The 23,980-nt window shown below is 58.4% G+C and carries 25 protein-coding genes, 2 tRNA genes and 1 rRNA gene; 12 read left to right on the plus strand and 16 right to left on the minus strand.

Translation table 11 applies throughout. The features are described 5' to 3' along the window. Positions 1-63: 63 nt before the first annotated feature. Entirely contained in the window at positions 64-339 is a 276-nt protein-coding gene (locus PSH84_RS00670) for an HU family DNA-binding protein (RefSeq protein ID WP_003177201.1), read from the plus strand. Between the two features lie 276 nt (positions 340-615). Here PSH84_RS00670 and PSH84_RS00675 read toward each other — a convergent pair whose 3' ends face one another. Next, positions 616-1,707, minus strand: a complete 1,092-nt coding sequence (locus PSH84_RS00675; protein ID WP_305482137.1) for an aminopeptidase — start codon at positions 1,705-1,707, stop codon at positions 616-618. 58 nt (positions 1,708-1,765) lie between these two features. Between PSH84_RS00675 and PSH84_RS00680 the strand changes: the two genes are divergently transcribed. Next, complete coding sequence (locus PSH84_RS00680) at positions 1,766-2,179, plus strand: PA0061/PA0062 family lipoprotein (RefSeq protein WP_122567798.1); 414 nt, start codon at positions 1,766-1,768, stop codon at positions 2,177-2,179. A 40-nt stretch (positions 2,180-2,219) separates the two neighbouring features. Then, positions 2,220-2,645, plus strand: coding sequence for a PA0061/PA0062 family lipoprotein (locus PSH84_RS00685; RefSeq protein ID WP_305469061.1), 426 nt, complete (start codon positions 2,220-2,222; stop codon positions 2,643-2,645). 6 nt (positions 2,646-2,651) lie between these two features. Here the strand turns inward: PSH84_RS00685 and PSH84_RS00690 are convergent, their stop codons facing one another. Then, positions 2,652-2,885, minus strand: a complete 234-nt coding sequence (locus PSH84_RS00690; protein WP_305482138.1) for a DUF1161 domain-containing protein — start codon at positions 2,883-2,885, stop codon at positions 2,652-2,654. 150 nt (positions 2,886-3,035) lie between these two features. Then, positions 3,036-3,467, minus strand: a complete 432-nt coding sequence (locus tag PSH84_RS00695) for an OsmC family protein (RefSeq protein ID WP_122567801.1) — start codon at positions 3,465-3,467, stop codon at positions 3,036-3,038. Positions 3,468-3,704: 237 nt separating this feature from the next. Here PSH84_RS00695 and PSH84_RS00700 point away from each other — a divergent pair, with 237 nt between their 5' ends. After that, positions 3,705-4,706 (plus strand): LLM class flavin-dependent oxidoreductase, encoded by a 1,002-nt coding sequence (locus tag PSH84_RS00700; protein ID WP_305482139.1) that lies wholly within the window; start codon positions 3,705-3,707, stop codon positions 4,704-4,706. Between the two features lie 57 nt (positions 4,707-4,763). On the opposite strand, the gene PSH84_RS00705 is transcribed toward PSH84_RS00700, so the two are convergent. Together PSH84_RS00705 and PSH84_RS00710 are read right to left on the minus strand one after the other, a co-directional pair. Next, positions 4,764-4,988 carry a DUF1161 domain-containing protein gene (locus PSH84_RS00705; protein WP_305482140.1) on the minus strand — a complete coding sequence of 75 codons (225 nt, stop codon included), beginning with the start codon at positions 4,986-4,988 and terminating at the stop codon, positions 4,764-4,766. Positions 4,989-5,103: 115 nt separating this feature from the next. Next, complete coding sequence (locus tag PSH84_RS00710) at positions 5,104-5,319, minus strand: dodecin (protein WP_305469064.1); 216 nt, start codon at positions 5,317-5,319, stop codon at positions 5,104-5,106. 156 nt (positions 5,320-5,475) lie between these two features. Between PSH84_RS00710 and PSH84_RS00715 the strand changes: the two genes are divergently transcribed. After that, positions 5,476-5,802 carry an ElaB/YgaM/YqjD family protein gene (locus PSH84_RS00715; protein WP_003196426.1) on the plus strand — a complete coding sequence of 109 codons (327 nt, stop codon included), beginning with the start codon at positions 5,476-5,478 and terminating at the stop codon, positions 5,800-5,802. Here PSH84_RS00715 and PSH84_RS00720 read toward each other — a convergent pair. Beyond that, positions 5,775-6,692, minus strand: coding sequence for a LysR family transcriptional regulator (locus PSH84_RS00720; protein WP_305482141.1), 918 nt, complete (start codon positions 6,690-6,692; stop codon positions 5,775-5,777). The genes PSH84_RS00715 and PSH84_RS00720 overlap by 28 nt on opposite strands. 112 nt (positions 6,693-6,804) lie before the next feature. Here PSH84_RS00720 and trpB point away from each other — a divergent pair, with 112 nt between their 5' ends. Beyond that, complete coding sequence (gene trpB, locus PSH84_RS00725; RefSeq protein WP_053127073.1) at positions 6,805-8,037, plus strand: tryptophan synthase subunit beta; 1,233 nt, start codon at positions 6,805-6,807, stop codon at positions 8,035-8,037. Continuing rightward, positions 8,037-8,849: a tryptophan synthase subunit alpha gene (gene trpA / locus PSH84_RS00730; RefSeq protein WP_122567805.1), complete on the plus strand. Its 813-nt coding sequence runs from the start codon at positions 8,037-8,039 to the stop codon at positions 8,847-8,849. The genes trpB and trpA overlap by 1 nt, the downstream gene beginning before the upstream one ends. Before the next feature lie 230 nt (positions 8,850-9,079). Here trpA and PSH84_RS00735 read toward each other — a convergent pair whose 3' ends face one another. From PSH84_RS00735 to PSH84_RS00780, 10 genes are all read right to left on the minus strand, one after another. Continuing rightward, complete coding sequence (locus tag PSH84_RS00735) at positions 9,080-11,041, minus strand: DUF7844 domain-containing protein (protein WP_305482143.1); 1,962 nt, start codon at positions 11,039-11,041, stop codon at positions 9,080-9,082. Then, entirely contained in the window at positions 11,038-11,358 is a 321-nt protein-coding gene (locus PSH84_RS00740) for a DUF2388 domain-containing protein (protein ID WP_003187020.1), read from the minus strand. The genes PSH84_RS00735 and PSH84_RS00740 overlap by 4 nt, the downstream gene beginning before the upstream one ends. Before the next feature lie 27 nt (positions 11,359-11,385). After that, a complete protein-coding gene (locus PSH84_RS00745) occupies positions 11,386-11,694 on the minus strand; it encodes a DUF2388 domain-containing protein (RefSeq protein WP_305482144.1) in 309 nt (102 codons plus the stop codon). A 106-nt stretch (positions 11,695-11,800) separates the two neighbouring features. Then, complete coding sequence (locus PSH84_RS00750) at positions 11,801-12,118, minus strand: DUF2388 domain-containing protein (RefSeq protein ID WP_053127081.1); 318 nt, start codon at positions 12,116-12,118, stop codon at positions 11,801-11,803. Between the two features lie 342 nt (positions 12,119-12,460). Beyond that, positions 12,461-12,676, minus strand: a complete 216-nt coding sequence (locus tag PSH84_RS00755) for a DUF1127 domain-containing protein (RefSeq protein WP_003187014.1) — start codon at positions 12,674-12,676, stop codon at positions 12,461-12,463. Positions 12,677-12,995: 319 nt separating this feature from the next. Continuing rightward, positions 12,996-14,489, minus strand: coding sequence for a succinyl-CoA:acetate CoA-transferase ScpC (scpC, locus tag PSH84_RS00760; RefSeq protein ID WP_305482145.1), 1,494 nt, complete (start codon positions 14,487-14,489; stop codon positions 12,996-12,998). A gap of 200 nt (positions 14,490-14,689) precedes the next feature. Next, positions 14,690-16,126 carry an NAD(P)(+) transhydrogenase (Re/Si-specific) subunit beta gene (locus PSH84_RS00765; RefSeq protein ID WP_053127085.1) on the minus strand — a complete coding sequence of 479 codons (1,437 nt, stop codon included), beginning with the start codon at positions 16,124-16,126 and terminating at the stop codon, positions 14,690-14,692. Next, positions 16,126-16,449 carry an NAD(P) transhydrogenase subunit alpha part 2 gene (locus tag PSH84_RS00770; protein ID WP_003187010.1) on the minus strand — a complete coding sequence of 108 codons (324 nt, stop codon included), beginning with the start codon at positions 16,447-16,449 and terminating at the stop codon, positions 16,126-16,128. The genes PSH84_RS00765 and PSH84_RS00770 overlap by 1 nt, the downstream gene beginning before the upstream one ends. A gap of 15 nt (positions 16,450-16,464) precedes the next feature. Beyond that, positions 16,465-17,586, minus strand: a complete 1,122-nt coding sequence (locus tag PSH84_RS00775; RefSeq protein WP_053127087.1) for a Re/Si-specific NAD(P)(+) transhydrogenase subunit alpha — start codon at positions 17,584-17,586, stop codon at positions 16,465-16,467. A 434-nt stretch (positions 17,587-18,020) separates the two neighbouring features. Continuing rightward, positions 18,021-18,917: a LysR family transcriptional regulator gene (locus PSH84_RS00780; RefSeq protein WP_122567809.1), complete on the minus strand. Its 897-nt coding sequence runs from the start codon at positions 18,915-18,917 to the stop codon at positions 18,021-18,023. Between the two features lie 156 nt (positions 18,918-19,073). On the opposite strand from PSH84_RS00780, the gene PSH84_RS00785 reads away from it, so the two are divergent. From PSH84_RS00785 to PSH84_RS00805, 5 genes are all read left to right on the plus strand, one after another. After that, positions 19,074-20,255, plus strand: a complete 1,182-nt coding sequence (locus tag PSH84_RS00785; RefSeq protein ID WP_014335919.1) for an acyl-CoA dehydrogenase — start codon at positions 19,074-19,076, stop codon at positions 20,253-20,255. Between the two features lie 13 nt (positions 20,256-20,268). Beyond that, positions 20,269-21,489: a CaiB/BaiF CoA transferase family protein gene (locus tag PSH84_RS00790; protein WP_305469077.1), complete on the plus strand. Its 1,221-nt coding sequence runs from the start codon at positions 20,269-20,271 to the stop codon at positions 21,487-21,489. Between the two features lie 616 nt (positions 21,490-22,105). After that, positions 22,106-23,638: ribosomal RNA gene (locus tag PSH84_RS00795) — 16S ribosomal RNA — on the plus strand. A gap of 122 nt (positions 23,639-23,760) precedes the next feature. Then, positions 23,761-23,837: transfer RNA gene (locus PSH84_RS00800), tRNA-Ile, on the plus strand. A 10-nt stretch (positions 23,838-23,847) separates the two neighbouring features. After that, positions 23,848-23,923, plus strand: a tRNA-Ala gene (locus PSH84_RS00805). The last annotated feature ends 57 nt before the right edge of the window (positions 23,924-23,980 follow it).

Below are 23,980 nucleotides of genomic sequence, written 5' to 3' on the forward strand. Positions count from 1 at the left end.
GGGCTGTTCCAAAGAGGACAGCACGGACATAACAACAAAAAAACCGTCAAAGGGGCTTCATTCATGCGTAAACCAGAACTCGCCGCCGCTATCGCGGAAAAAGCAGACCTCACCAAAGAACAAGCCAACCGCGTCCTCAACGCCGTCCTCGAAGAAATCACCGGCGCCCTGCACCGCAAGGACAGCGTTACCCTGGTGGGCTTCGGTACTTTCCTGCAACGCCACCGCGGCGCCCGCACGGGCAAGAACCCACAGACCGGTGAGCCGGTGAAGATCAAGGCCAGCAACACCGTTGCCTTCAAACCAGGCAAGTTCTTGAAAGACAGCGTTAACCCATAATTGCTACGAGTACCTCGGCCAGGGGGAAGAAAGCGGCAATCAAAAGGGCATATCGATGAATCGGTATGCCCTTTTTTGTGTGGGGTTGCAGGCTGTGGCCAAGCATCCAATGTAGGAGTGAGCTTGCTCCCGATAGCGGTGGGTCAGCTCCTTCAAGGGAGTCGGTACTGTCGTCATCGCGAGCAAGCTCGCTCCCACATTGGAACTGCGTCAAGCCTGATGGCATGCATAGCGACGAACAAGTGTGGGAGCGAGCTTGCTCGCGATGACGTCCGCTTAGTCAGCAGAACTCTTCGGCTCCGCCAATGCCTTCAAGGCCGCCTTGCGCTCGCCGACCGGTAATTTGCCCAGCTTTTCCACCGCTGCATAAAACCCAACCCAATCACCGCCCTCGCGCTTGAACAACGTCGCAAACGCCGGCACCCACTGGCTATACAGCCCGAACGGTAATAATCGCGCATTGTTCAGTGGCGCGTAGACCCAGGAATCGTAGTATTTGTCGCCTGCCCACTGGGTGTCGCGCATTCGCACATAGTCGGCACGCAGGCGCTCGAATTCTGCTGCCTTGCGTTGGCGCATCTGTTCGGCCGGCAGGGGTTGGGTATAGAGCTGTTCCAGGCGCTGACGGGTGTCGAGGATCAGTTGAATGAATTGGTCGCGCTGGCGCCCCCGTTTGCTGTTATCCGGCCCCAGCCCACGGCTGGCGCGCCATTGCCGGGTGCCTTCCTGTTCGACGAAGGTGGCGAAGGACTCGTTGAATTCGGTGTCGTCCTTTACATAAAACCGTTGGTGCGCCAGTTCATGAAAGATCAGCGTCGCCAGGCGTTCATCGCCCCAATGCATCATCGAGCTCAGGATCGGATCGTTGAACCAGCCCAGCGTCGAATAGGCCTCTACACCGCCAATCGCCACGTCCATACCCTGCAAGCGCTGCAACGCGGCCTCGCCACGGGCGGCGCCCTGGCTGTAATAACCGCGATAAGCCACGCAACCGGCAATGGGAAAACAATGATTGTGCGGCGTCAGGGAAAACTCTGGCGTGGCAAAGACATTCCAGACTACGAACGGCCGGCCAATGTCCGCGTACAGGCGATAGCTTTGATTGTCCGGTAAATGCAGGTGATCACTGGCGAACGCCCGCGCCTCGCGCGCCTGGGCCAAGTGCGCCTTCAGTTGGGGATCGCGAGCGGGGTCGGCAATGACCTGGTCGATAGGCTCTCGGGCCTGCAACAACCGCAGTTGCCCGCCGACGAGCTGGCTGTAATAACCGGCGCTGGTGCAACCGTTCAGTAACAAAAGCAGGAGGCCTGGAAACAAAATCTGGAAAACACGGTCGAGTAACCGATGGCTTGAACGCGGCCTGATCAATTGGAATCACCCTGGGAAGTCTGCCCACAAGACTATCTCGCTTGCCTGGAGCTTCGCTATGCGCGTGTTGATGCTGACGAGTGGCCTGTTGTTGCTCACCGGTTGTGCCGGCTTGCCTGACCCCGATCCCTCTCAAGCGTGGATCGACCTGGGAAACCAGCAGGACACCGCGCTACAAGCGCTGGAAGTCGATGACAAGATGTCCATTGACCGGCGTTATTTCGAAGTGCAACCCGGCAGCCATGAGCTGACGGTGCGCTACCAGTTTGCCGTCGAACCCGGCAACATCGGTCCGGATGCCGAGCCACTGTGGCGTGATTGCCGGTTGAACGTGAAATTCAAGGATTTCAACGCCGGACAACGTTACCAACTGCAAGCCGGCAACATTGGTTTCCGGCCGTGGGCCAAGCTTTACGATCAGCAGCGCAAGGTAGTGGGGCAAGGTACACCGGCGGGCTGCCAACAAACGTGATTGGCGCTATGCTCAGCGCCTGATCTTCAGGAAACTCACCATGCGCTTACCTTTACTGTTACTGGCCCTGGTCTCCATGAGCGGATGCGCAACGAGCCCGCTGCCCCAGGTCGACCCGAACATGGCTTGGATTGATTTCGCCACCCCCATGCCTGGCGGTAAAGTACTGATGGCTGAAAGCCTGGACGGCCAGCGATTGCGCGACGGGCGGTTCTTTCAGGTGTCGCCGGGCAGCCACGAACTGAAAGTACGCTTCGACTTCGAGGTGTTCAGCGGTGGCGGGTTGGGTATGCAAGCCGAACCGCAAGAGCGACTGTGCTACATGCTCGTGCGTTACGACCATTTCGAGGCCGGCCAACGCTATCGGCTGGAGGCTCGCAACCTGGCGTTCACGCCGAGCGCCCGGCTCTATGACGCCAAGCGTCAAATCGTGGCCGAGGAGCGACAAGTCAATTGCGTTCCGTAAAGCGCCCTAGCGATCGTTCTTTTGGTAGATGATCTTCTTCGTGCCGTTTTCGCAACTGCCCACCACCATGTTCTGGTCGTGGACTTCGTCATTCGTGACGATTTCCAGGGTGTAGGACGACACGTTATTGGCCTGGATCTTCGCTTCGATTTCCATTTTCAGCTCTTCACAGGATTTAGGGGCTGCAAGGGCCCATGCAGCGAATGCGCAGCCGATGACCACCAGGGCTGATCGTTTCATGTTCGAATTCCTCATGGCAGCGCGCACTGCCTGTGCGCTGAAACTGCGGGCTACATTCGATCATAATTGCGCCAGGGTAAACAGCTCGACCGCATTCAATAAAATCGCAGCCTTCGGCAGCGCCTGCAAAGGCTGCGATCCTTTCATGCGTCAGCTCACCAGCGTCGCATCCAGGGTGATCTTGGCATTCAATACTTTGGAAACCGGGCAACCTTCCTTGGCCTTGTTACTCAGTTCCTCGAATTGTGCCTGGGTGGCACCGGGGATTTTTGCCTTGAGCACCAGCTTGACCGCGGTGATCGCAAAACCGCCCTCGACCTGGTCCAAGGTTACTTCGGCGTTGGTGTCGATGCTGTCGGCCTTGAACCCGGCGTCGCCGAGGATCATCGAAAAGGCCATGGAAAAGCAGCCGGCATGGGCCGCGCCGATCAATTCTTCCGGGTTGGTGCCCTTGCCGCCTTCGAATCGGGCCTTGAAGCCATAGGGCGCTTCGCGCAACACACCGGTTTCCGTGGAGATGGAGCCGATACCGGTTTTCAGGTCACCTTCCCAATGAGCCGATGCTTTCTTGATGATAGCCATGTCTGCCTCCTCAATATCCGGCGCGAGGTTCGCGCCTGGTGTTTTTCGTTGTCAGGGTTGTGAGGATAGACCGCCCGATAAAGTTCATCCTGTCGATTAGCCGACCGATTTAGTAGGAAAATTCGTTGCTGCTATTGAAACTCGGGTATATGCCCACATTGCATGGAACACACCTATAGAAACGGCAGGCTTTTGCCCGTAGGAAAAAGCCCGGAACGCCGTTGGAGATCCCGGCACATGAAACAGCTGTCCGACGTGAAATTCTCAACCCTCGACCTGGTGCCTGTGCGCGCCGATGGCAATGCCGCCCAATCCCTGCGCAACTCCTTGGATCTGGCGCAGCACGTGGAAAAATACGGCTACACCCGCTTCTGGGTGGCCGAACACCACAACATGGACGGTATTGCCAGTTCGGCGACGGCGGTGTTGCTGGGCTATCTGGCGGGAGGTACTTCGACCATTCGCGTCGGCTCCGGCGGCGTCATGCTGCCCAATCACGCGCCGTTGATCATCGCCGAACAGTTCGGCACGCTGGAGAGCCTCTACCCCGGTCGAATCGATTTGGGGTTGGGTCGTGCGCCAGGTTCCGACCAGATGACCGCCCGGGCGCTGCGTCGCGAGCGCTCCGGCAGTGCGGACGATTTCCCCGAAGACGTGGCCGAACTGATGCGCTACCTGGGCCCGCGCACCCCGGATCAACGCATCATCGCCATGCCCGGCACCGGGACCAAAGTGCCTGTATGGCTGCTGGGTTCGAGCCTGTTCAGTGCGCAATTGGCCGGTGAACGCGGTTTGCCCTACGCATTCGCCTCCCATTTCGCTCCGCGCTTCATGCACGAGGCAATTCGCATCTACCGCAACCACTTCAAACCGTCGGCGGTGCTCGACAAGCCTTATGTGATGCTCGGTGTGCCGCTGGTGGCGGCGGATACCGATGAACAGGCCAATTACCTGGCGACATCGGTGTACCAACGGATCCTGGCGCTGATGCGTGGCCAGAGCCTGGTGCAGCGTCCGCCGGTGGAAACCATGAACGGTCTCTGGCTGCCCCATGAGAAAGAGGCGGTCGGCGATTTCCTGGGCCTGGCCATGGTTGGCGGTCCGCAGAAGATTCGCGCCAAGCTGCAAGTGCTGATCGAGCAAACCCAGGCCGATGAGCTGATTTTCACCAGTGACCTGTATGAGCACGCCGATCGCTTGCACTCCTACGAGTTGCTGGCGCAGGTCATGAAAGGCTGAATCGCGGCCAATAAAAAAAAGCCGACGCTGTGCGTCGGCTTTGATGTTCGAAAAGAATCACTTTTTATAGACGATTTCTTTCGTACCGCCCTCACAGGTGCCGACGACTCGTTGTCCTTCAGCCGCTGCGCCTTTATCGACGATTTCCAGCGAATAACCTGACACGCCCTTGGCGTCCAGCTTCGCTGCGATTTCGCTTTTCAGCTCTTCGCAGGGCTTAGCGGCCGCAAACGCACCACCGGCAAGGCTCAGCAAACCCAGGGCCACCATCAACTTTTTCATCGCTCGCACTCCTTGGTCGGATCAATAGGGCAGGTTTTGGAAAAACGTAATGCGCAGACCATAGCGCATCGCCACTCCCTATGGCACTCCGCCAGCGTGCAAGTTCAAAAGAACCTCAGCTATTGGCGATCCGGAACCCGACTTTGATGGTCACCTGAAAGTGCGCGGCCCGGCCATTTTCGATGTGGCCGCGGGTTTCTGTGACTTCGAACCATTCCAGATGCTTGAGGCTTTTGCTGGCCTCGGCCAGGGCGTTGTTGATGGCGTCTTCAATGCTGGAGGGAGACGAGCCGACCAGCTCGACCTTTTTGTAAGTGTGATGATCACTCATGGGGATTCTCCTTGGTTGTGTTTAACAGCCTAGCAGCGATTTTTCGCCTTACGTGTGTCGTCGTTCGCGCGCTGAAGTTCAGATTTACTGCACTTTCAGAAACGACTGGAGTCCCAATTCACACACGCCACTCAACCACTGCAGGAGAGAGCCACCATGGCCAGCAATTCGTTACGTAAAGCCTCGTTGCAAAGCATGGAAGCGGAGATCGAGAGTCTGCTCAAGTCGTTGGAAAGCCTGAAGGACGATGCTTCGGACGAGTCGCGTAAGACCCTCAAGTCGCTCAAGGCCAATGCCGAGAACGCGCTGAAACATTCTCGCCATCTGCTCAGCGATGCCTATGAAGAGGTCAAGGTGAAAACCCGTGAAACCGGGATCGCCACACGGGACTACGCTCAGGAACACCCATGGACCACGGCCGGTGTCGCTGTCGGTGCGTTGGGTCTGCTGGCCGCTTACCTGCTGTGCAAGCGCGGCGACTGAGTCGGTTGGCTCAGCTCATGCCTGAGCCACTGGGCCAGTTGCCGAGCGCGTCCGTCTGCGGCGCGCTTGGGCAGCCACAACGCCAGTCGCGCCGTGGTTTCATCAAAGCCCCACGGCGCGACCAGGCGACCGGCGCGCACGTCCTCAGTCACCAGTGGCTCGGGCGCGATCGCCACGCCTAACCCCGCTACGGCGGCCTCCAGCAAATAATACAAATGCTCGAATCCCTGCCCGAACTTCAGTGCCTGGGGTTCAAGGTCGTTTTGTCGTGCCCAGGTCGGCCAGGCCTGGGGGCGGGACGTGGTGTGCAGCAACGGTTCATCCAGCAGCGCGCTGGCCGGTGCACCCTGCAAGCGGGTGAATCCGGCATAGTGCGGGCTCATCACCGGGCCGATCCGCTCGCTCACCAGTTCGTACACCTGCATATCGGCCGGCCAGGGCGGCTCGGCGAATACCAGCAACGCGTCCAGCCCCGGCCGCCTGGGGTCCAAGTCGCCTTCGCCGGCGGATAAATGCAGGCGCAAATCCGGCAAGTCGGCGTTGAGTCTGCCCAGGCGGGGAATGAACCAGCGCGCCAGCAGGCTTCCCGAGCAGCCCAGGACAAACGGGGCATTTGCCGTACTTTGTGTCAGCTCCGCGCAAACGCTGCGTAACCGCTCGAACGCGTCAGTGGTGGCATCGCGCAAACGCATGCCGGCATCTGTGAGTTTCAAGCCGCGTCCATCCTTGACGAACAGGCTGACACCCAAATGCTCTTCCAGCACCTTCAACTGTCGACTGACGGCACCGTGAGTGACGTGCAACTGTTCGGCCGCCTGGCTTACGCTGTTCAGGCGGGCGGTGGCTTCGAAGGCGCGCAAGGCGTTGAGGGGAGGCAGGTCGTGGCTCATGGAATATGTGAGTTTTCCTGACAGGTTGTGGCGATCTTATCGGTTTTCAGCGCGGGATGTCAGGGGTAGAGTGAGCCTCATTGTCTTTCAACGCATTTGCCTGGAGCGCCCGATGACCCAGCCTACGACCCCCTTCAACCTGCGCAGCGGCCCCGACGCCAACGGCCTGTTCGGTGCATTCGGCGGCCGCTATGTGGCCGAGACACTGATGCCACTGATCCTCGATCTGGCCCGTGAATACGAAGTGGCGAAAGAAGATCCTGCATTCATCGAGGAATTGGCCTACTTCCAGCGCGACTACGTTGGTCGTCCGAGCCCGCTCTACTTCGCCGAGCGCCTGACCGAATACTGCGGCGGCGCCAAGATCTATCTCAAGCGTGAAGAGCTGAACCACACCGGCGCGCACAAGATCAACAACTGCATCGGCCAGATCCTGCTGGCGCGGCGCATGGGCAAAAAACGCATCATCGCCGAGACCGGCGCCGGCATGCACGGCGTGGCCACCGCCACCGTGGCCGCGCGTTTCGGTCTGGATTGCGTGATCTACATGGGTACCACCGACATCGAGCGCCAGCAGGCCAACGTGTTCCGCATGAAGCTGCTGGGCGCTGAAGTGATCCCGGTGGTCGCCGGCACCGGCACGCTGAAGGACGCAATGAACGAGGCCCTGCGCGACTGGGTCACTAACGTCGACAGCACGTTCTACCTGATCGGCACCGTGGCTGGCCCGCATCCGTACCCTGCTATGGTGCGCGACTTCCAGGCCGTGATTGGCAAGGAAACCCGCGATCAACTGCAAGCCCAGGAAGGTCGCCTGCCGGACAGCCTGGTGGCGTGCATCGGTGGCGGTTCCAACGCCATGGGCCTGTTCCACCCGTTCCTGGACGACAAGAGCGTCGAAATCATCGGCGTCGAAGCCGCCGGTTATGGCATCGAGACCGGTAAGCACGCGGCGAGCCTGAACGGCGGCGTTCCGGGGGTACTGCACGGTAACCGCACCTTCCTGTTGCAGGATGACGATGGCCAGATCATCGACGCCCACTCGATTTCCGCGGGGCTCGACTACCCCGGCATCGGCCCGGAACATGCCTGGTTGCACGACATTGGTCGTGTCCAGTACACCTCGGTGACCGACGCCGAAGCGCTGGAAGCCTTTCACAAATGCTGCCGCCTGGAAGGGATCATTCCTGCACTGGAAAGCGCCCATGCCCTGGCGGAAGTGTTCAAACGCGCACCCAACCTGCCGAAAGATCACCTGATGGTGGTCAACCTGTCCGGCCGTGGCGACAAAGACATGCAAACCGTGATGCACCACATGGAACAGTCCCAGCAGGAGAAACACTGATGAGCCGCCTGCAAACCCGTTTTGCCCAACTCAAGGAACAGAACCGCGCCGCCCTGGTGACTTTTGTCACGGCTGGCGACCCGGACTACGACACCTCGCTGGCAATCCTCAAGGGCCTGCCAGCGGCCGGTGCCGACGTGATCGAGCTGGGCATGCCGTTCACCGACCCGATGGCCGACGGCCCGGCGATCCAGTTGGCGAATATTCGTGCCTTGGGCGCCCAGCAGAACCTGGCGAAAACCCTGCAGATGGTTCGCGAGTTCCGCAAAGACAATACTGAGACACCGCTGGTGCTGATGGGCTACTTCAACCCGATCCACCGTTATGGCGTGCAGCGTTTCATTGGCGAGGCGCTGGAATCTGGCGTGGATGGCCTGATCGTTGTGGACATGCCGCCCGAGCACAACAGCGAACTGTGTGAACCGGCCCAGGCAGCTGGCCTGGACTTCATCCGACTGACCACGCCGACCACTGACGATGTGCGTTTGCCGACGGTGCTTAACGGCAGTTCGGGTTTTGTGTACTACGTGTCGGTGGCGGGTGTGACCGGTGCTGGTGCCGCGACCCTGGAGCATGTGGAAGAAGCTGTAGCGCGCCTGCGTCGTCATACCGATCTGCCCATCAGCATTGGTTTTGGCATCCGCACGCCAGAGCAGGCTGCCGCCATTGCACGATTGGCCGATGGTGTGGTGGTGGGCTCGGCGCTGATCGACCATATCGCCAGTGCCGATACGTCGGAACAGGCGATTGATGGCGTGTTGAGCTTGTGTGCCGCTCTGGCTGATGGTGTGCGCAAGGCGCGTCTTGGCTGATTTTGATTCGACTCGCAGCCACGAAAAAGGGGTTCAGAACCAAGTTCTGAACCCCTTTTTTTCTATTACGTCACGACTGCTCTTGTGGCGAGGGAGCTTGCTCCCGCTCGGCTGCGAAGCAGTCGTAAACCAGCCAATGCGGCCTGTCTGAAAAATTGCATGAAGCCTGTTTGGGGCGCTTTGTGACCCAGCGGGAGCAAGCTCCCTCGCCACAACGGCGGCATTGTTCGTCAGGGCAACTCCAATCCGCCTCCGGCCTTGTGCAGCTTGCGCAAATGTTCGCCGATCGCTTTCACATTCGCCTCGCTCGCGGCAATTTCAGCCGCGCGGCTCGGCTCGAGCAACGCCCGGACTTCCTTGTCCAGATCGCCTGTCAGCGTTTGCAGTTGTTTCTGCCGCAAACTGCTTTCCGATTCCAAGCGTTGCCACTCGCTGGGTTGTGGCAAGCCGTAGCCGCTGCTGCCCAACAGTTCGGCCGGACGGCTCAGGAAACCACTGTTGGCGAGGATCTGCTGCAGTGTCGCGTTAGCCCTTTCCATACCGCCGTTCTGCAACTCACGGGCGCCGAGGTAACGCTGTTTGACCTCATCCTGCGCCAACAACAGTTGCCGACGATAACTGGCCTGTTCCAGCAGCAACAACGCCGCGCTGGTGCGCAGGTCGGCTTGCTCGAACCAGACGCGGCGTTCGGCGGCGTCCAGGGCCAGCCAGTCTTCCACCGTCTGTTGCTTGATCGGCAGATACTTCTTCAGCACGTTGAACATCGCCTGATACCGCTCGCGGAAGGAGTCGAAGCGGTAGCCCAGCCGCAAGGCTTCCTTGGGATCGTCCAGCACGCTGGTATCCGCCAGGCCCCGGCCCTTGAGTACCTCCAGCAGGCCGTTGGGCATGATGCTGTCCAGGCCTTTGAGCTGCTCGTTATTGCTGCCGCTGCGCAGCAGCTTCAAGCTCTCCACGGCGCAGTTATTGGACAGGAAGTAATAGTTGCCGTCGTAACTCCAATGCATTTCGGCGGCGTGCTCGACCGTTTCCTCGATCTCGGTGCGCGACAGGTTCAGTGGCACCGATGCCAGGCTGCGCAGTTCGGTTTTGGTGTATTCATCGATCACCTGGGCCAATGGCAATATGAACAGGCGCGACGGGTATTTACCGACCAGCCCGTCCCAACTCGACAACTGCACATCGCCCACGAAGGCGCGGTACGACAGCACCAGGTGTTGGTCCAGATCCAGTCGACAGTCCGGGCCACGTGGCCGGCCCGGTGCGCAGATCACCAGCCGGAGCATGCTGTGACCCCAGCGGCTCACCCAGTTCTGATTGGCTTCGGCCAGCAGGTAATCAATGGCATAGACCCGTTCTGGATCGACCTTGCCCAGTGGTGTCTTGGCGAAGTCGTTGCCGGCGTTGAGGAAGGCGAACGATTGGGCGCAGGTGTCCTTGGCGGCGGGTGCCCAACCGAAGTGTTCCTGGTAATAGCGATACAGGGCGGGGCGTCGGCAGGCATAGCTGGAGTCCAGGAGAAAGTACTCCATATTGACCGCGACGAACTCCTTGGGGCTGCTCGTTTCATAGAGATCCGGGCTGCGGGCGACCTGGCGGTTGTGCTGTTCCCGTTCTCCGCGACGACCGACGTATTGCGGCCAGCCGGCGAGGTCCAGCAAGCGGGGATCATCGCTGAGGGTGAAGCGGCGGTCGTTCTGGCCCCGGCATTCATCGGGAAGACCGATCAACCCGGCGCTGCTGTTGCGTCGGGTGCAACGCTGGATCAGTGCGCGTTCGACATCTGGCCATAGACGCGAGCGGTCATAGATGTGGGTCAGTTCGTGCAGGACCGTGGCGAGCATTTCCCGGCGTACGGTGCCGTGGGGACGATGGGTCTTTTGCGTCGCGGCGCTGCCGTCGACAAGGCTGTCGAGCAGGTTGCTATTGAGGTCCAGTTGCGACACCAGCGAGGCCTGGCCGTAGGCGTTGACGGGCATCTGGTCGGTCCAGCCGACATCGATGCGTCGGTCCAGCCGCTCGATGAAGCGCGGCGGCAGGGCCTGCATGGCTTCATCGAGCAGTGCCTGGCTGGCCTGCTGTTGCGCCGGGCTCAGGCCTTCGGCGTTGAGGTGCAATTGCAGGCCGGCGTGGGCCATGCTGCCCGTGAGCAGCAAGACCCCGGCCGCCAGCCAGGCGGCGAACCGCCTCACAATGCGAGGATGGCTTCGGCGAGAACCTGGTCACTGGCGTCGCGGGCTTCCGGCACGCGGGTGCGCAAGGTGTCGAAGGCAGCCTCGAGGTGCGCGCCACGAATTTCACCATTGCTGGCGACAAAACTGGCCGCATCGTCATGGGCTTCGCGGACGATTTTCGAATCACGGATGGACGTGGTGGTGTCTGAAGTGAAATCAATCGTGCGCTGGGAGGCGCGAACGATGATGTTACTGGTGGCTACCAGGGTATGTGCCTGGGCCACATCGGCCAACACCAGCAGGCCTAGGGCGGCAGCAATCAGCGGGCTACGCATGGAACGACTCCGGAAAAATAAGGATAACTATTGGACGAGAATTGCCTGTGCCAGTTCAAGGTCGCTGGCATGAAGTTTTGGCTGGGTCCGGCGCAGGTAATTCAGGGCCGATTCCAGTTGTGCACCTCGCAACTGCCCGTCGCTGGCAATGAAGGCCGCAGCATCATCGTGAGCGGCGACGATCAGTTTATGGTCGAAGGGCGCGGAGGTCACCATGCTCGTGGCATAGCCGCTGACCACCACTTGCTGGGTGGATACATCGAAAGCATGGGCCGGCACGGACCAGCAAAAAACGACGAAGAAAGATGCGATGAACAGATCTGAGTAAAAACGCATGGGACTCGACGGTTGATGGCGAGCCTGAAGGCTAGCTCAAACCTGCGGGCCAGAGCCAGTGCTGAAACATCGGAACACCCTTTGGCGTCCGATGTTTCATGTTGCTTCAGATCACCAGGATGGCCTGGGCCAGTTGTGCATCGGTGGCGTTGAGCTGCGGTGCCTGCTGGCGGATGTAATCCAGGGCACTTTCCAGTTTCACACCACGGATGGCGCCTTCGCTGGCCACGAAGCTGGCGGCGTCATCACGGGCGGCTTGAACGATCTTGTTGTCCCGCAGGGATGAGGTTGCATCGGAGGTCACGTCGGAGGTGGCCTTGAGTGCTCCGACGAGGGAGTCGGTGGTGACGATGAAGCTGCTGGCGTTGGAGTGGGCGGCTACGGCCAGCAGGGCAACCGCGCTGAGCAGGCGAAGACGGATCATGATGAAACTCCTTGAATGATGAGGTGATGCCGGTGCGTGTAGCTGGAAGAGGAGACGCATGCTCGACTCGCTTCGCCACGTTCGCTCCGATATTAGGACAGGAACGCGTTGGCTGACAGCCCTTGCGCGAGCCATTGGCTGCGGAGGCTTGCATTGTCCGTTACGGCTCAAGAATAACTGTACTGGTATTTTTTTGTCTGTGAGGAAACTGTTATTTCTCTCCGGTTTCCCAAAAAACAGGCCCGGAAACGACAAGACCCGTCGCGGTTACCCGCGACGGGTCTTGTTTGTTCAATTCGGTGCTGGCGGTGGACCCGGTGGGTCAGGGCCAGCGACGCTGAGTTAGCGCCAGAACGGCTTGCTCAGCTCTTCGTAGCGTTGTGCTTCGCTGATACCGGCATCAGCCAGCAGGCGCGAATCCAGACGTGCCAGTTGGTGACGGCTGGCGATGCGGCGCTGCCACAACATCAGGTTGGCGATAACGCGAAGAGGCAGGGAAGCCTGGTTTTTTTCAGCTTTGTCTTCGAAAAACAGCTCGGAACTGAGTGTACGTTCCATGGTTGACATCCTTCCGCTTGTGGCGGGATTAGGTAGTGGTTTGACTGGTGCCCATGATCCTCTCGTTTGGCCAGTCTCTCTAGATACAGTTCACCTGTATTGTGAGAGACCAGTTAACTGTTAAAGGGTGGTGTACTGGTCGATATTGAGGCAACTGTACCTATCTGCACATTATTGGTGCAAATTTACAGTTAGATGGTTGTTTTGTGGGAAAAGACTGTAAGAAAACACCGGTACAGCAGTACAGTTTTTGTCGATCCTGGCTCGAATGACAGCCTGCAACCAAAACTGTATTTGCGGTAGCGGTGATCCAGCTGTATCAGACGGCCAACATGCGCCCGGTTTCTTCCAGGTTCAGGTGCCAACTCAGTGCATCGCGCAGGATATGTGGGGTATGTCCGCCCAAGGCGCACGCAGCGTCGAAATACTCATTCAAGGCTTGGCGGTAGGTGGGGTGCACGCAGTTGTCGATGATCACTCGTGCGCGTTCCCTGGGTGCCAGGCCTCGCAGGTCGGCCAGGCCGATCTCGGTCACCAGGATGTCGACGTCATGTTCGGTATGGTCCACATGGCTGACCATCGGTACGACACTGGAAATGGCACCACCCTTGGCAATCGATTTGGTAACGAAAATCGCCAGGTGAGCATTGCGGGCGAAATCCCCCGAGCCGCCGATGCCATTCATCATCCGCGTGCCGCAGACATGGGTGGAATTGACGTTGCCGTATAGGTCGAACTCCAGCGCGGTGTTGATACCAATGATGCCGAGACGGCGCACCACCTCGGGATGGTTGGAGATTTCCTGTGGGCGCAGGACCAATTTGTCCTTGTACCTTTCCAGGTTTCCGAACACATCGGCGTTACGTCGACCCGACAGGGTGATCGAGCTGCCGGAGGCGAAACTCAGCTTGCCGGCGTCAATCAAGTCAAAGGTCGAGTCCTGCAGAACCTCGGAATACATGGTCAGGTCTTCGAACGGGGAATCGATCAGCCCGCACATCACGGCATTGGCGATGTTGCCAATCCCGGCCTGCAACGGTCCGAGCTTGTTGGTCATGCGTCCGGCCGAAACCTCCTGCTTGAAGAAGTCGATCAGGTGATCCGCAATAGCTTGGGTGTCGCTGTCCGGTGGCGCGACGGTCGAAGGCGAGTCCCCTTGGTTGGTAATGACAATGGCGGCGATTTTTTCCGGCGGGATCGGAATAGCGGGACTGCCAATACGGTCGTCGACTTTCACCAAGGGGATGGGTGTGCGGGTGGGGCGATAGGTCGGGATATAGATGTCGTGCAGCCCTTCCAGATTAGGGTTGTGAGCCAGGTTGATCTCAATGATCACTTGCCGGGCGAAGATGGCGAAGCTGGCTGAATTACCCACCGATGTGGTCGGTACGATATGCCCTTGCTCGGTAATGGCCACCGCTTCGATCACGGCAATATCGGGCAGTTTGAGCTGGCCGTTGCGCAGTTGTTCGACGGTTTCCGAGAGATGCTGGTCGATGAACATCACCTCGCCTGCGTTGATCGCCTTGCGCAGCGTGCTGTCGACCTGGAACGGCATGCGTCGCGCCAGTACACCGGCTTCGGTGAGCTCCTTGTCGAGGTCGTTGCCCAGGCTCGCACCGGTCATCAGGCTGATTTTCAGCGGAGTGACCTTGGCCCGTTCAGCCAGGGCGTGGGGCACTGCTTTCGCTTCTCCGGCGCGGGTAAAGCCGCTCATGCCGACGGTCATGCCGTCCTGAATCAACAAGGCTGCTTCGGCAGCGCTCATCACTTTATTCAATAACGAAGGCAAGCGGATGCGATCACGGTACATAGGTGGTTATCTCGGGCTGGAAAGCAAGATGCGCAGTCTAGTGAATTAGCGCTGTGCCCGACCCGCTACAAAGGTCGCATTTCAGGCGTCTATTACGGGCGTTTCAGGCAAAACATCATTACCGGATCGGTAATATTTTGCTTTGATGCAAATCAAAACGCCCCGACAAGTCGGGGCGTTTTGGGTGAAGCAGTGAGGGGTTATTCCACCGCTTTGACCATGTCTTCGATGACCTTCTTGGCGTCACCGAACACCATCATGGTCTTGTCGAGATAGAACAGCTCGTTATCCAGGCCCGCATAGCCGCTGGCCATCGAGCGCTTGTTGACGATGATGGTCTTGGCCTTGAACGCTTCGAGGATCGGCATGCCGGCAATCGGCGACTTCGGATCGTTCTTCGCGGCCGGGTTGACCACGTCGTTGGCGCCCAACACCAGCACCACGTCGGCCTGGCCGAACTCGGAGTTGATGTCTTCCATCTCGAACACCTGGTCGTAGGGCACTTCGGCCTCGGCCAGCAATACGTTCATGTGCCCGGGCATGCGACCGGCCACCGGATGGATCGCGTATTTAACGGTCACGCCGTGGTGGGTCAGCTTCTCGGTCAGCTCTTTGAGCGCATGCTGCGCCCGTGCCACCGCCAGGCCGTAGCCCGGCACGATGATCACGGTGTCGGCGTTGGTCAGCAGGAAGGTTGCGTCGTCAGCCGAGCCGGATTTAACCGGACGGGCTTCTTTCGAGCCTGCGGGGCCAGCAGCGTCTGCGGTATTGCCGAAGCCACCGAGCAGCACGTTGAAGAACGAACGGTTCATCGCCTTGCACATGATGTACGAAAGGATCGCACCGCTCGAACCCACCAGCGAACCGGCAATGATCAGCATCGAGTTGTTCAGCGAGAAGCCGATACCCGCTGCGGCCCAACCGGAATAACTGTTGAGCATCGAGACCACCACCGGCATGTCCGCGCCGCCGATCGGGATGATGATCAGCACGCCCAACACAAAGGCCAGGGCCAGCATCAGGGCGAACGCGCCGAGGTTGCCGGTGAACATGAAGGCCAGGCCCAGGCCCAGTGTGGCAAGGCCCAGGATCAGGTTGAGCTTGTGCTGGCCGCCAAACTGTACCGGTGCGCCCTGGAACAGGCGGAACTTGTACTTGCCCGACAGCTTGCCGAACGCGATCACCGAACCGGAGAAGGTGATTGCACCAATGGCGGCGCCGAGGAACAGCTCCAGGCGGTTGCCCGCCGGAATCGAATCGCCCAATTGCTTGACGATGCCCAAGGATTGCGGCTCGACGACCGCCGCGATGGCAATGAACACCGCCGCCAGGCCGATCATGCTGTGCATGAACGCCACCAGCTCCGGCATCTTGGTCATTTCGACGCGTTTGGCCATGATCGAGCCGGCGGTGCCGCCGATCAGCAGGCCGACGATGACGTAGCCGATGCCGGCAGTCGCAAGCTCAGCACCGAGCTTATAGATGAGGCCCACGGTGGTGAGCACCGCCAGCGCCATGCCGAGCATGCCGAACAGGTTGCCACGGCGAGAGGTGGTGGGGTGCGACAGGCCTTTGAGGGCCTGGATGAAGCAGATCGACGCGATCAGGTAGAGCGTCGTTACCAGGTTCATGCTCATTACTTGGGCGCCTCTTCTTTTACGGCTTTCGGGGCTTTTTTCTTGAACATCTCAAGCATGCGGCGCGTCACCAGGAAGCCACCGAACACGTTCACCGCGGCGAGGGCCACGGCGAGGGTGCCCATGGTCTTGCCCAAAGGGGTCACGGTCAGCGCGGCGGCGAGCATGGCGCCAACGATCACGATCGCCGAAATGGCGTTGGTCACCGCCATCAACGGCGTGTGCAGCGCGGGCGTTACGTTCCAGACCACGTGGTAACCGACATAAATCGCCAGCACGAAGATGATCAGGTTGTAGATACCGGGGGAGATAAGCTCTTCCATTGTCTGAATCCCTGCTTAGGCGTTTTTGCGGATGACTTGGCCGTCGCGGCACATCAGGCACGCGGCGACGATGTCGTCTTCCAGGTTCACGTCGAACTGACCTTCCTTGGTGAAGACCAGCTTCAGGAAGTCCAGCAGGTTACGGGCGTACAGCGCCGAAGCGTCAGCCGCGACTTCACCGGCCAGGTTGGTCGGACCGCAAATGGTCACACCATTCTCGACAACCACCTGATCGGCCACGGTCAACGGGCAGTTACCGCCCTGGGCTGCCGCGAGGTCGATGACCACCGAGCCAGGTTTCATTTGCGCGACGGTTTCGGCACTCAGCAAAGTCGGTGCCTTGCGGCCCGGAATCAATGCAGTGGTGATGACGATGTCCGCCTGCTTGGCGCGCTCGTGCACGGCTTGAGCCTGGCGCTGCATCCAGCTGGCCGGCATGGGCCGGGCGTATCCACCGACACCGACGGCGCATTCACGCTCTTCGTCGGTCTCGTAGGGCACGTCGACGAACTTGGCGCCGAGGGATTCGATTTGCTCCTTGACCGCCGGACGCACATCCGAAGCCTCGATCACCGCACCCAGGCGCTTGGCAGTGGCAATCGCCTGCAACCCGGCCACACCCGCACCGAGAATCAGCACCCGCGCTGCTTTCACGGTACCCGCCGCGGTCATCAGCATCGGCATGAAGCGCGGATAGTGATGGGCGGCCAGCAGCACGGCTTTGTAACCGGCGATGTTCGCTTGAGACGACAGCACATCCAGGCTCTGGGCTCGGGAAGTACGTGGCGCGGCCTCGAGGGCGAAAGCGGTAATGCCGCGTTCGGCCAGCTTGGCGATGGTTTCGTTGTTGAACGGATTGAGCATGCCCACCAGAACGGTGCCGCTCTTGATCAGCGTCAGTTCGCTGTCGCTGGGGGCCACCACCTTGAGGATTAGCTCGGCCCCGAATGCATCACTGGCGCTGCCAATGGTTGCGCCCGCTGCCTCATAGGCACTGTCGATAACGCTGGCCTTGATACCGGCGCCGCTTTGAACAGTGACTTTATGGCCTTGGCCGATCAACTTCTTGATGGTTTCCGGGGTAGCAGCAACCCGTGTTTCACCCGTTTGGGTTTCGAGGGGAACACCAATGTGCACGTCAAATCTCCTGCGTGATCTTATTGAGTAAACCCAGGCACTTCGGATGGTGCGGCTGGGGCGGCCGATCAGCACGATCCCGCCAAACCAGGCGGGGCGCGGCATTTTGCAGGCGAAAATTCAGCCCTTCAAGGGATTATGACGGGTGACGGAAAATTAACTACAAGTCACCCTGTGACCGAATGTCGCAATTATCGATCGACAGCCCTTGTGGGCCGTGCTTTCCAAGGATTCAGGTTCAAATTGACTATTTTTCCCATCGGCCAGATGAATAAGCGCTGATGCGTTGCGCGATATGGCTCAAAGCCATGTATTTAGACGCTTTGGAGACTACTGCACGGGCTTGATAACAGATTGACTGAATGCGACATAAACTTATATCTGTAGCGACTTTTGTTAGTTGACTACCTAGGTGTGTTTTTGCTTTTTCCTTTTTAATCAAGAAGATAGGTGCTTGCTTGTTTCACGAGCCAATCACGAAAAGCTCGAAGGGAGGCAGATTCGACCTTTCGCTCTGGAATCATCAGGTAGTAGGCCTTGATGCTCGACAGCGCGTTACGGTTGGCCACGATCAGTCGTTTCTCTGCCAGCTCGCGCTGAATCAAAAAGGGCGGAATCAGCGCAATGCCCATGTCATGCATAGCTGCTTGGGCGAGCATGGAGAATAGTTCATAACGCGGGCCTGTCAGGTCTCGTGCAATGTTCAGGTTCTGAGCGTTGAACCACTGGCGCCACGCATACGGGCGAGTGGTCTGCTGGAGCAAGGGCAACTCGGCGATGGCCTCCGGCGTCAGGCTCTTGCGACCGTCTAGCAAGGTAGGGCTGCATACCGGCATCGGATTTTCGCCCATCAGCTTGTGGGATTCGGTACCGGACCAGTCCGCATCGCCAAAATAGATAGCGGCGTCAAACTCCGTGTCTGCAAAGAGAAAGGGGCGCGTGCGGTTGGTCAGGTTGACGGTGACTTCCGGATGCTGCTGCTGGAAGTCCTTGAGGCGTGGCAGCAGCCATTGGGTGCCGAAAGTTGGAACCACCGCCAGTTCGATCACGTTCGCACCGGTGTGGCCCATCACTGAAAGCGTGTCGCGCTCGACGGCGTCCAGTTGGGTGGCAACCCGTCGGCTGTAGGAAAGACCTGCTTCGGTCAGTTTGACCCCGCGGCGCGAGCGTCGGAAAAGCTCCACGCTGAGGAAGTCCTCCAGGCTGGCGATCTGTCGGCAGATAGCGCCTTGCGTGAGAGAAAGCTCCTGCGCCGCCTTGGTGAAGCTTTCATGGCGCGCGGCAGCCTCGAAACTGACCAGGGCGGCGGTGCTGGGGATTTTGCGGCGCATATACGTAAGCCTCACTCGATAGCCGGATAAACGGGGTTTTCGGCGTTTCCGGAGTGAGAAATTAGCACAAGATAGTGCGTAATCCTCGTTTGCCCTTGTAGGAAACCAAGCCTAGGATCAATCCACGATTTTCATTTAATTGGCGAGGACTCTTTCATGGCCGGTAAAGCGAGCTTCAACTGGATCGATCCATTATTGCTGGATCAACAGCTCACCGAAGAAGAACGCATGATCCGCGATACTGCCGAGCAGTTCGCCCAGCAGAAGCTCGCACCGCGAGTGCTGGAAGCATTCCGCCATGAGAAAACCGACCCGGCGATTTTCCGCGAGATGGGAGAAGTGGGCCTGCTGGGGGCAACCATTCCTGAGCAGTACGGCGGCAGTGGGTTGAACTACGTCAGCTATGGTCTGATCGCTCGTGAAGTGGAACGCGTTGATTCCGGCTATCGCTCGATGATGAGCGTGCAGTCCTCGCTGGTCATGGTGCCGATCAATGAATTCGGAACTGAGGCGCAAAAGCAGAAGTATTTGCCGAAGCTGGCGTCGGGTGAATGGATCGGCTGCTTTGGTCTGACCGAGCCGAACCATGGTTCCGACCCGGGCGCGATGATTACTCGTGCGCGCAAAGTGGAAGGTGGCTACAGCCTGACGGGCAGCAAGATGTGGATCACCAACAGTCCGATCGCTGACGTATTTGTGGTCTGGGGCAAGGATGACGCTGGCGATATCCGCGGCTTCGTTCTCGAGAAAGGCTGGAAAGGTCTGAGTGCGCCGGCTATTCATGGCAAGGTCGGGCTGCGCGCCTCGATCACCGGCGAAATCGTCATGGACAATGTATTCGTTCCGGAAGAGAACATTTTCCCCGATGTCCGTGGCTTGAAGGGTCCGTTTACTTGTCTGAACTCGGCGCGCTACGGCATCTCCTGGGGCGCCTTGGGGGCTGCTGAATTCTGCTGGCACACCGCTCGCCAGTACACGCTGGACCGCCAGCAGTTTGGTCGTCCGCTCGCTGCGAATCAGTTGATCCAGAAGAAACTGGCCGATATGCAGACTGAAATCACGCTGGCCCTGCAGGGATGCCTGCGTCTGGGACGTATGAAAGATGAAGGCACGGCGGCAGTCGAGATCACCTCGATCATGAAGCGCAACTCCTGCGGCAAGTCCCTGGATATTGCTCGCATGGCGCGGGACATGCTGGGCGGCAATGGTATTTCCGATGAGTTCGGCATCGCGCGTCATCTGGTGAACCTGGAAGTCGTGAACACTTATGAAGGCACGCACGACGTTCATGCGCTGATTTTGGGGCGTGCGCAAACCGGTATCCAGGCGTTCTATTAATAGGAGAACGGTCATGGGCGCGCTTTCGCATCTGCGGGTATTGGATTTATCGAGGGTCTTGGCCGGGCCGTGGGCCGGACAGATCCTGGCGGACCTGGGGGCTGATGTCATTAAGGTCGAGCGTCCCGGCAATGGTGACGATACACGCGCCTGGGGGCCACCCTTCCTGAAGGATGCCCGAGGCGAGAACACGACCGAAGCCGCTTATTATCTGTCGGCCAATCGCAATAAACAGTCGGTGACCATCGATTTCACGCGCCCAGAGGGCCAGCGGCTGGTACGAGAACTGGCAGCCAAGTCCGACATTCTGATCGAGAACTTCAAGGTGGGCGGCCTGGCGGCGTATGGCCTGGACTATGACTCGCTAAAGGCGATCAACCCGCAATTGATCTATTGCTCGATAACTGGCTTTGGTCAAACGGGTCCTTATGCCAAGCGCGCCGGGTATGACTTCATGATTCAGGGGCTGGGGGGCTTGATGAGCCTGACCGGCCGCCCTGAGGGGGATGAGGGGGCGGGACCGGTTAAGGTGGGGGTTGCGCTGACGGATATCCTCACGGGGTTGTATTCGACGGCTGCCATTTTGGCGGCGCTGGCTCATCGTGATCATGCCGGCGGCGGGCAGCACATCGACATGGCCTTGCTGGATGTTCAAGTGGCTTGCCTGGCCAACCAGGCGATGAATTACCTGACCACGGGCAATGCGCCGAAGCGGCTGGGTAATGCTCATCCGAATATCGTGCCCTATCAGGATTTTCCTACGGCTGATGGCGACTTCATCCTTACCGTGGGTAATGACAGTCAGTTCCGAAAGTTCGCTGAGGTTGCTGGTCAACCGCAGTGGGCTGATGATCCGCGTTTTGCTACTAACAAGGTCCGGGTGGCGAACCGGGCGGTGTTGATTCCGTTGATTCGCCAGGCAACGGTGTTCAAGACCACCGCTGAATGGGTGACCCAATTGGAGCAGGCGGGTGTGCCGTGCGGGCCTATCAACGACCTGGCCCAGGTGTTTGCCGATCCTCAGGTGCAGGCTCGTGGGTTGGCGATGGAATTGCCTCACCTGCTGGCCGGTAAAGTGCCGCAGGTGGCCAGTCCGATTCGACTGTCCGAGACGCCAGTGGAGTATCGCAATGCACCGCCTTTATTAGGGGAGCATACGCTGGAGGTGCTGCAGCGAGTGTTGGGGTTGGACGAAGCTGCGGTTGCGGCGTTCAGGGAGGCTGGGGTGCTGTGAGTCTTCTCTTCTATATAGAGGAGCATTTTGAAAGGGTAAAAGCGGTACTGCGCAAGTTATTGATAGAAAAGCGAAATTAAGGGTTGACGGCAGATTCTGGACGTCTATAATTCGCCCCACTTCCGGCGCAGTCGAAACGGAAAACTCCTTGAGATTCAATGAGTTAAGTAAGTTTCGAAGGGGTTTGGCTTCAGTTCATCGAGGTCTGGAAGGAGCAGATAGAGCGGTGTTGTTTGGCTCTATCAGCGGTTCGATCTTCTCGGTCGAAAGCGGTGAAAAAGAGGTGTTGACAGCAGCGAGTAACGCTGTAGAATTCGCCTCCCGCTAACGAGAGATCGGAAGCGCAAGTGGTTGAAGTTGATAAGGAAACTTTGAAAACTTCTAAAATAACCGCTTGACAGATACACGGGCGCTGTAGAATGCGCGCCTCGGTTGAGACGAAAGACTCAGCCAACCGCTCTTTAACAACTGAATCAAGCAATTCGTGTGGGTGCTTGTGGAGTCAGACTGCTAGTCAACAGATTATCAGCATCACAAGTTACTCCGCGAGAAATCAAAGATGTAACCAACGATTGCTGAGCCAAGTTTAGGGTTTTCTCAAAACCCAAAGATGTTTGAACTGAAGAGTTTGATCATGGCTCAGATTGAACGCTGGCGGCAGGCCTAACACATGCAAGTCGAGCGGTAGAGAGGTGCTTGCACCTCTTGAGAGCGGCGGACGGGTGAGTAATGCCTAGGAATCTGCCTGGTAGTGGGGGATAACGCTCGGAAACGGACGCTAATACCGCATACGTCCTACGGGAGAAAGCAGGGGACCTTCGGGCCTTGCGCTATCAGATGAGCCTAGGTCGGATTAGCTAGTTGGTGGGGTAATGGCTCACCAAGGCGACGATCCGTAACTGGTCTGAGAGGATGATCAGTCACACTGGAACTGAGACACGGTCCAGACTCCTACGGGAGGCAGCAGTGGGGAATATTGGACAATGGGCGAAAGCCTGATCCAGCCCCGCGTGTGTGAAGAAGGTCTTCGGATTGTAAAGCACTTTAAGTTGGGAGGAAGGGCATTAACCTAATACGTTAGTGTTTTGACGTTACCGACAGAATAAGCACCGGCTAACTCTGTGCCAGCAGCCGCGGTAATACAGAGGGTGCAAGCGTTAATCGGAATTACTGGGCGTAAAGCGCGCGTAGGTGGTTCGTTAAGTTGGATGTGAAAGCCCCGGGCTCAACCTGGGAACTGCATTCAAAACTGTCGAGCTAGAGTATGGTAGAGGGTGGTGGAATTTCCTGTGTAGCGGTGAAATGCGTAGATATAGGAAGGAACAAGTGGCGAAGGCGACCACCTGGACTGATACTGACACTGAGGTGCGAAAGCGTGGGGAGCAAACAGGATTAGATACCCTGGTAGTCCACGCCGTAAACGATGTCAACTAGCCGTTGGGAGCCTTGAGCTCTTAGTGGCGCAGCTAACGCATTAAGTTGACCGCCTGGGGAGTACGGCCGCAAGGTTAAAACTCAAATGAATTGACGGGGGCCCGCACAAGCGGTGGAGCATGTGGTTTAATTCGAAGCAACGCGAAGAACCTTACCAGGCCTTGACATCCAATGAACTTTCCAGAGATGGATTGGTGCCTTCGGGAACATTGAGACAGGTGCTGCATGGCTGTCGTCAGCTCGTGTCGTGAGATGTTGGGTTAAGTCCCGTAACGAGCGCAACCCTTGTCCTTAGTTACCAGCACGTAATGGTGGGCACTCTAAGGAGACTGCCGGTGACAAACCAGGAGGAAGGTGGGGATGACGTCAAGTCATCATGGCCCTTACGGCCTGGGCTACACACGTGCTACAATGGTCGGTACAGAGGGTTGCCAAGCCGCGAGGTGGAGCTAATCCCACAAAACCGATCGTAGTCCGGATCGCAGTCTGCAACTCGACTGCGTGAAGTCGGAATCGCTAGTAATCGCGAATCAGAATGTCGCGGTGAATACGTTCCCGGGCCTTGTACACACCGCCCGTCACACCATGGGAGTGGGTTGCACCAGAAGTAGCTAGTCTAACCTTCGGGGGGACGGTTACCACGGTGTGATTCATGACTGGGGTGAAGTCGTAACAAGGTAGCCGTAGGGGAACCTGCGGCTGGATCACCTCCTTAATCGACGACCGCAGCTGCTCCATGAGCTCCCACACGAATTGCTTGATTCATTGAAGAAGACGATAGAAGCAGCTTTAAGCTCCAAGCTGATAGCTCACGCTAACAGTTACAAGCTCGAAATTGGGTCTGTAGCTCAGTTGGTTAGAGCGCACCCCTGATAAGGGTGAGGTCGGCAGTTCGAATCTGCCCAGACCCACCAATTTTGTAATGGGGCCATAGCTCAGCTGGGAGAGCGCCTGCCTTGCACGCAGGAGGTCAGCGGTTCGATCCCGCTTGGCTCCACCATAAACTGCTTCTGAAAGCTTAGAAATGAGCATTCCATACGTGATGGTGAATGTTGAT

Source organism: Pseudomonas beijingensis (genome assembly GCF_030687295.1).
Lineage (GTDB): Bacteria > Pseudomonadota > Gammaproteobacteria > Pseudomonadales > Pseudomonadaceae > Aquipseudomonas > Aquipseudomonas beijingensis.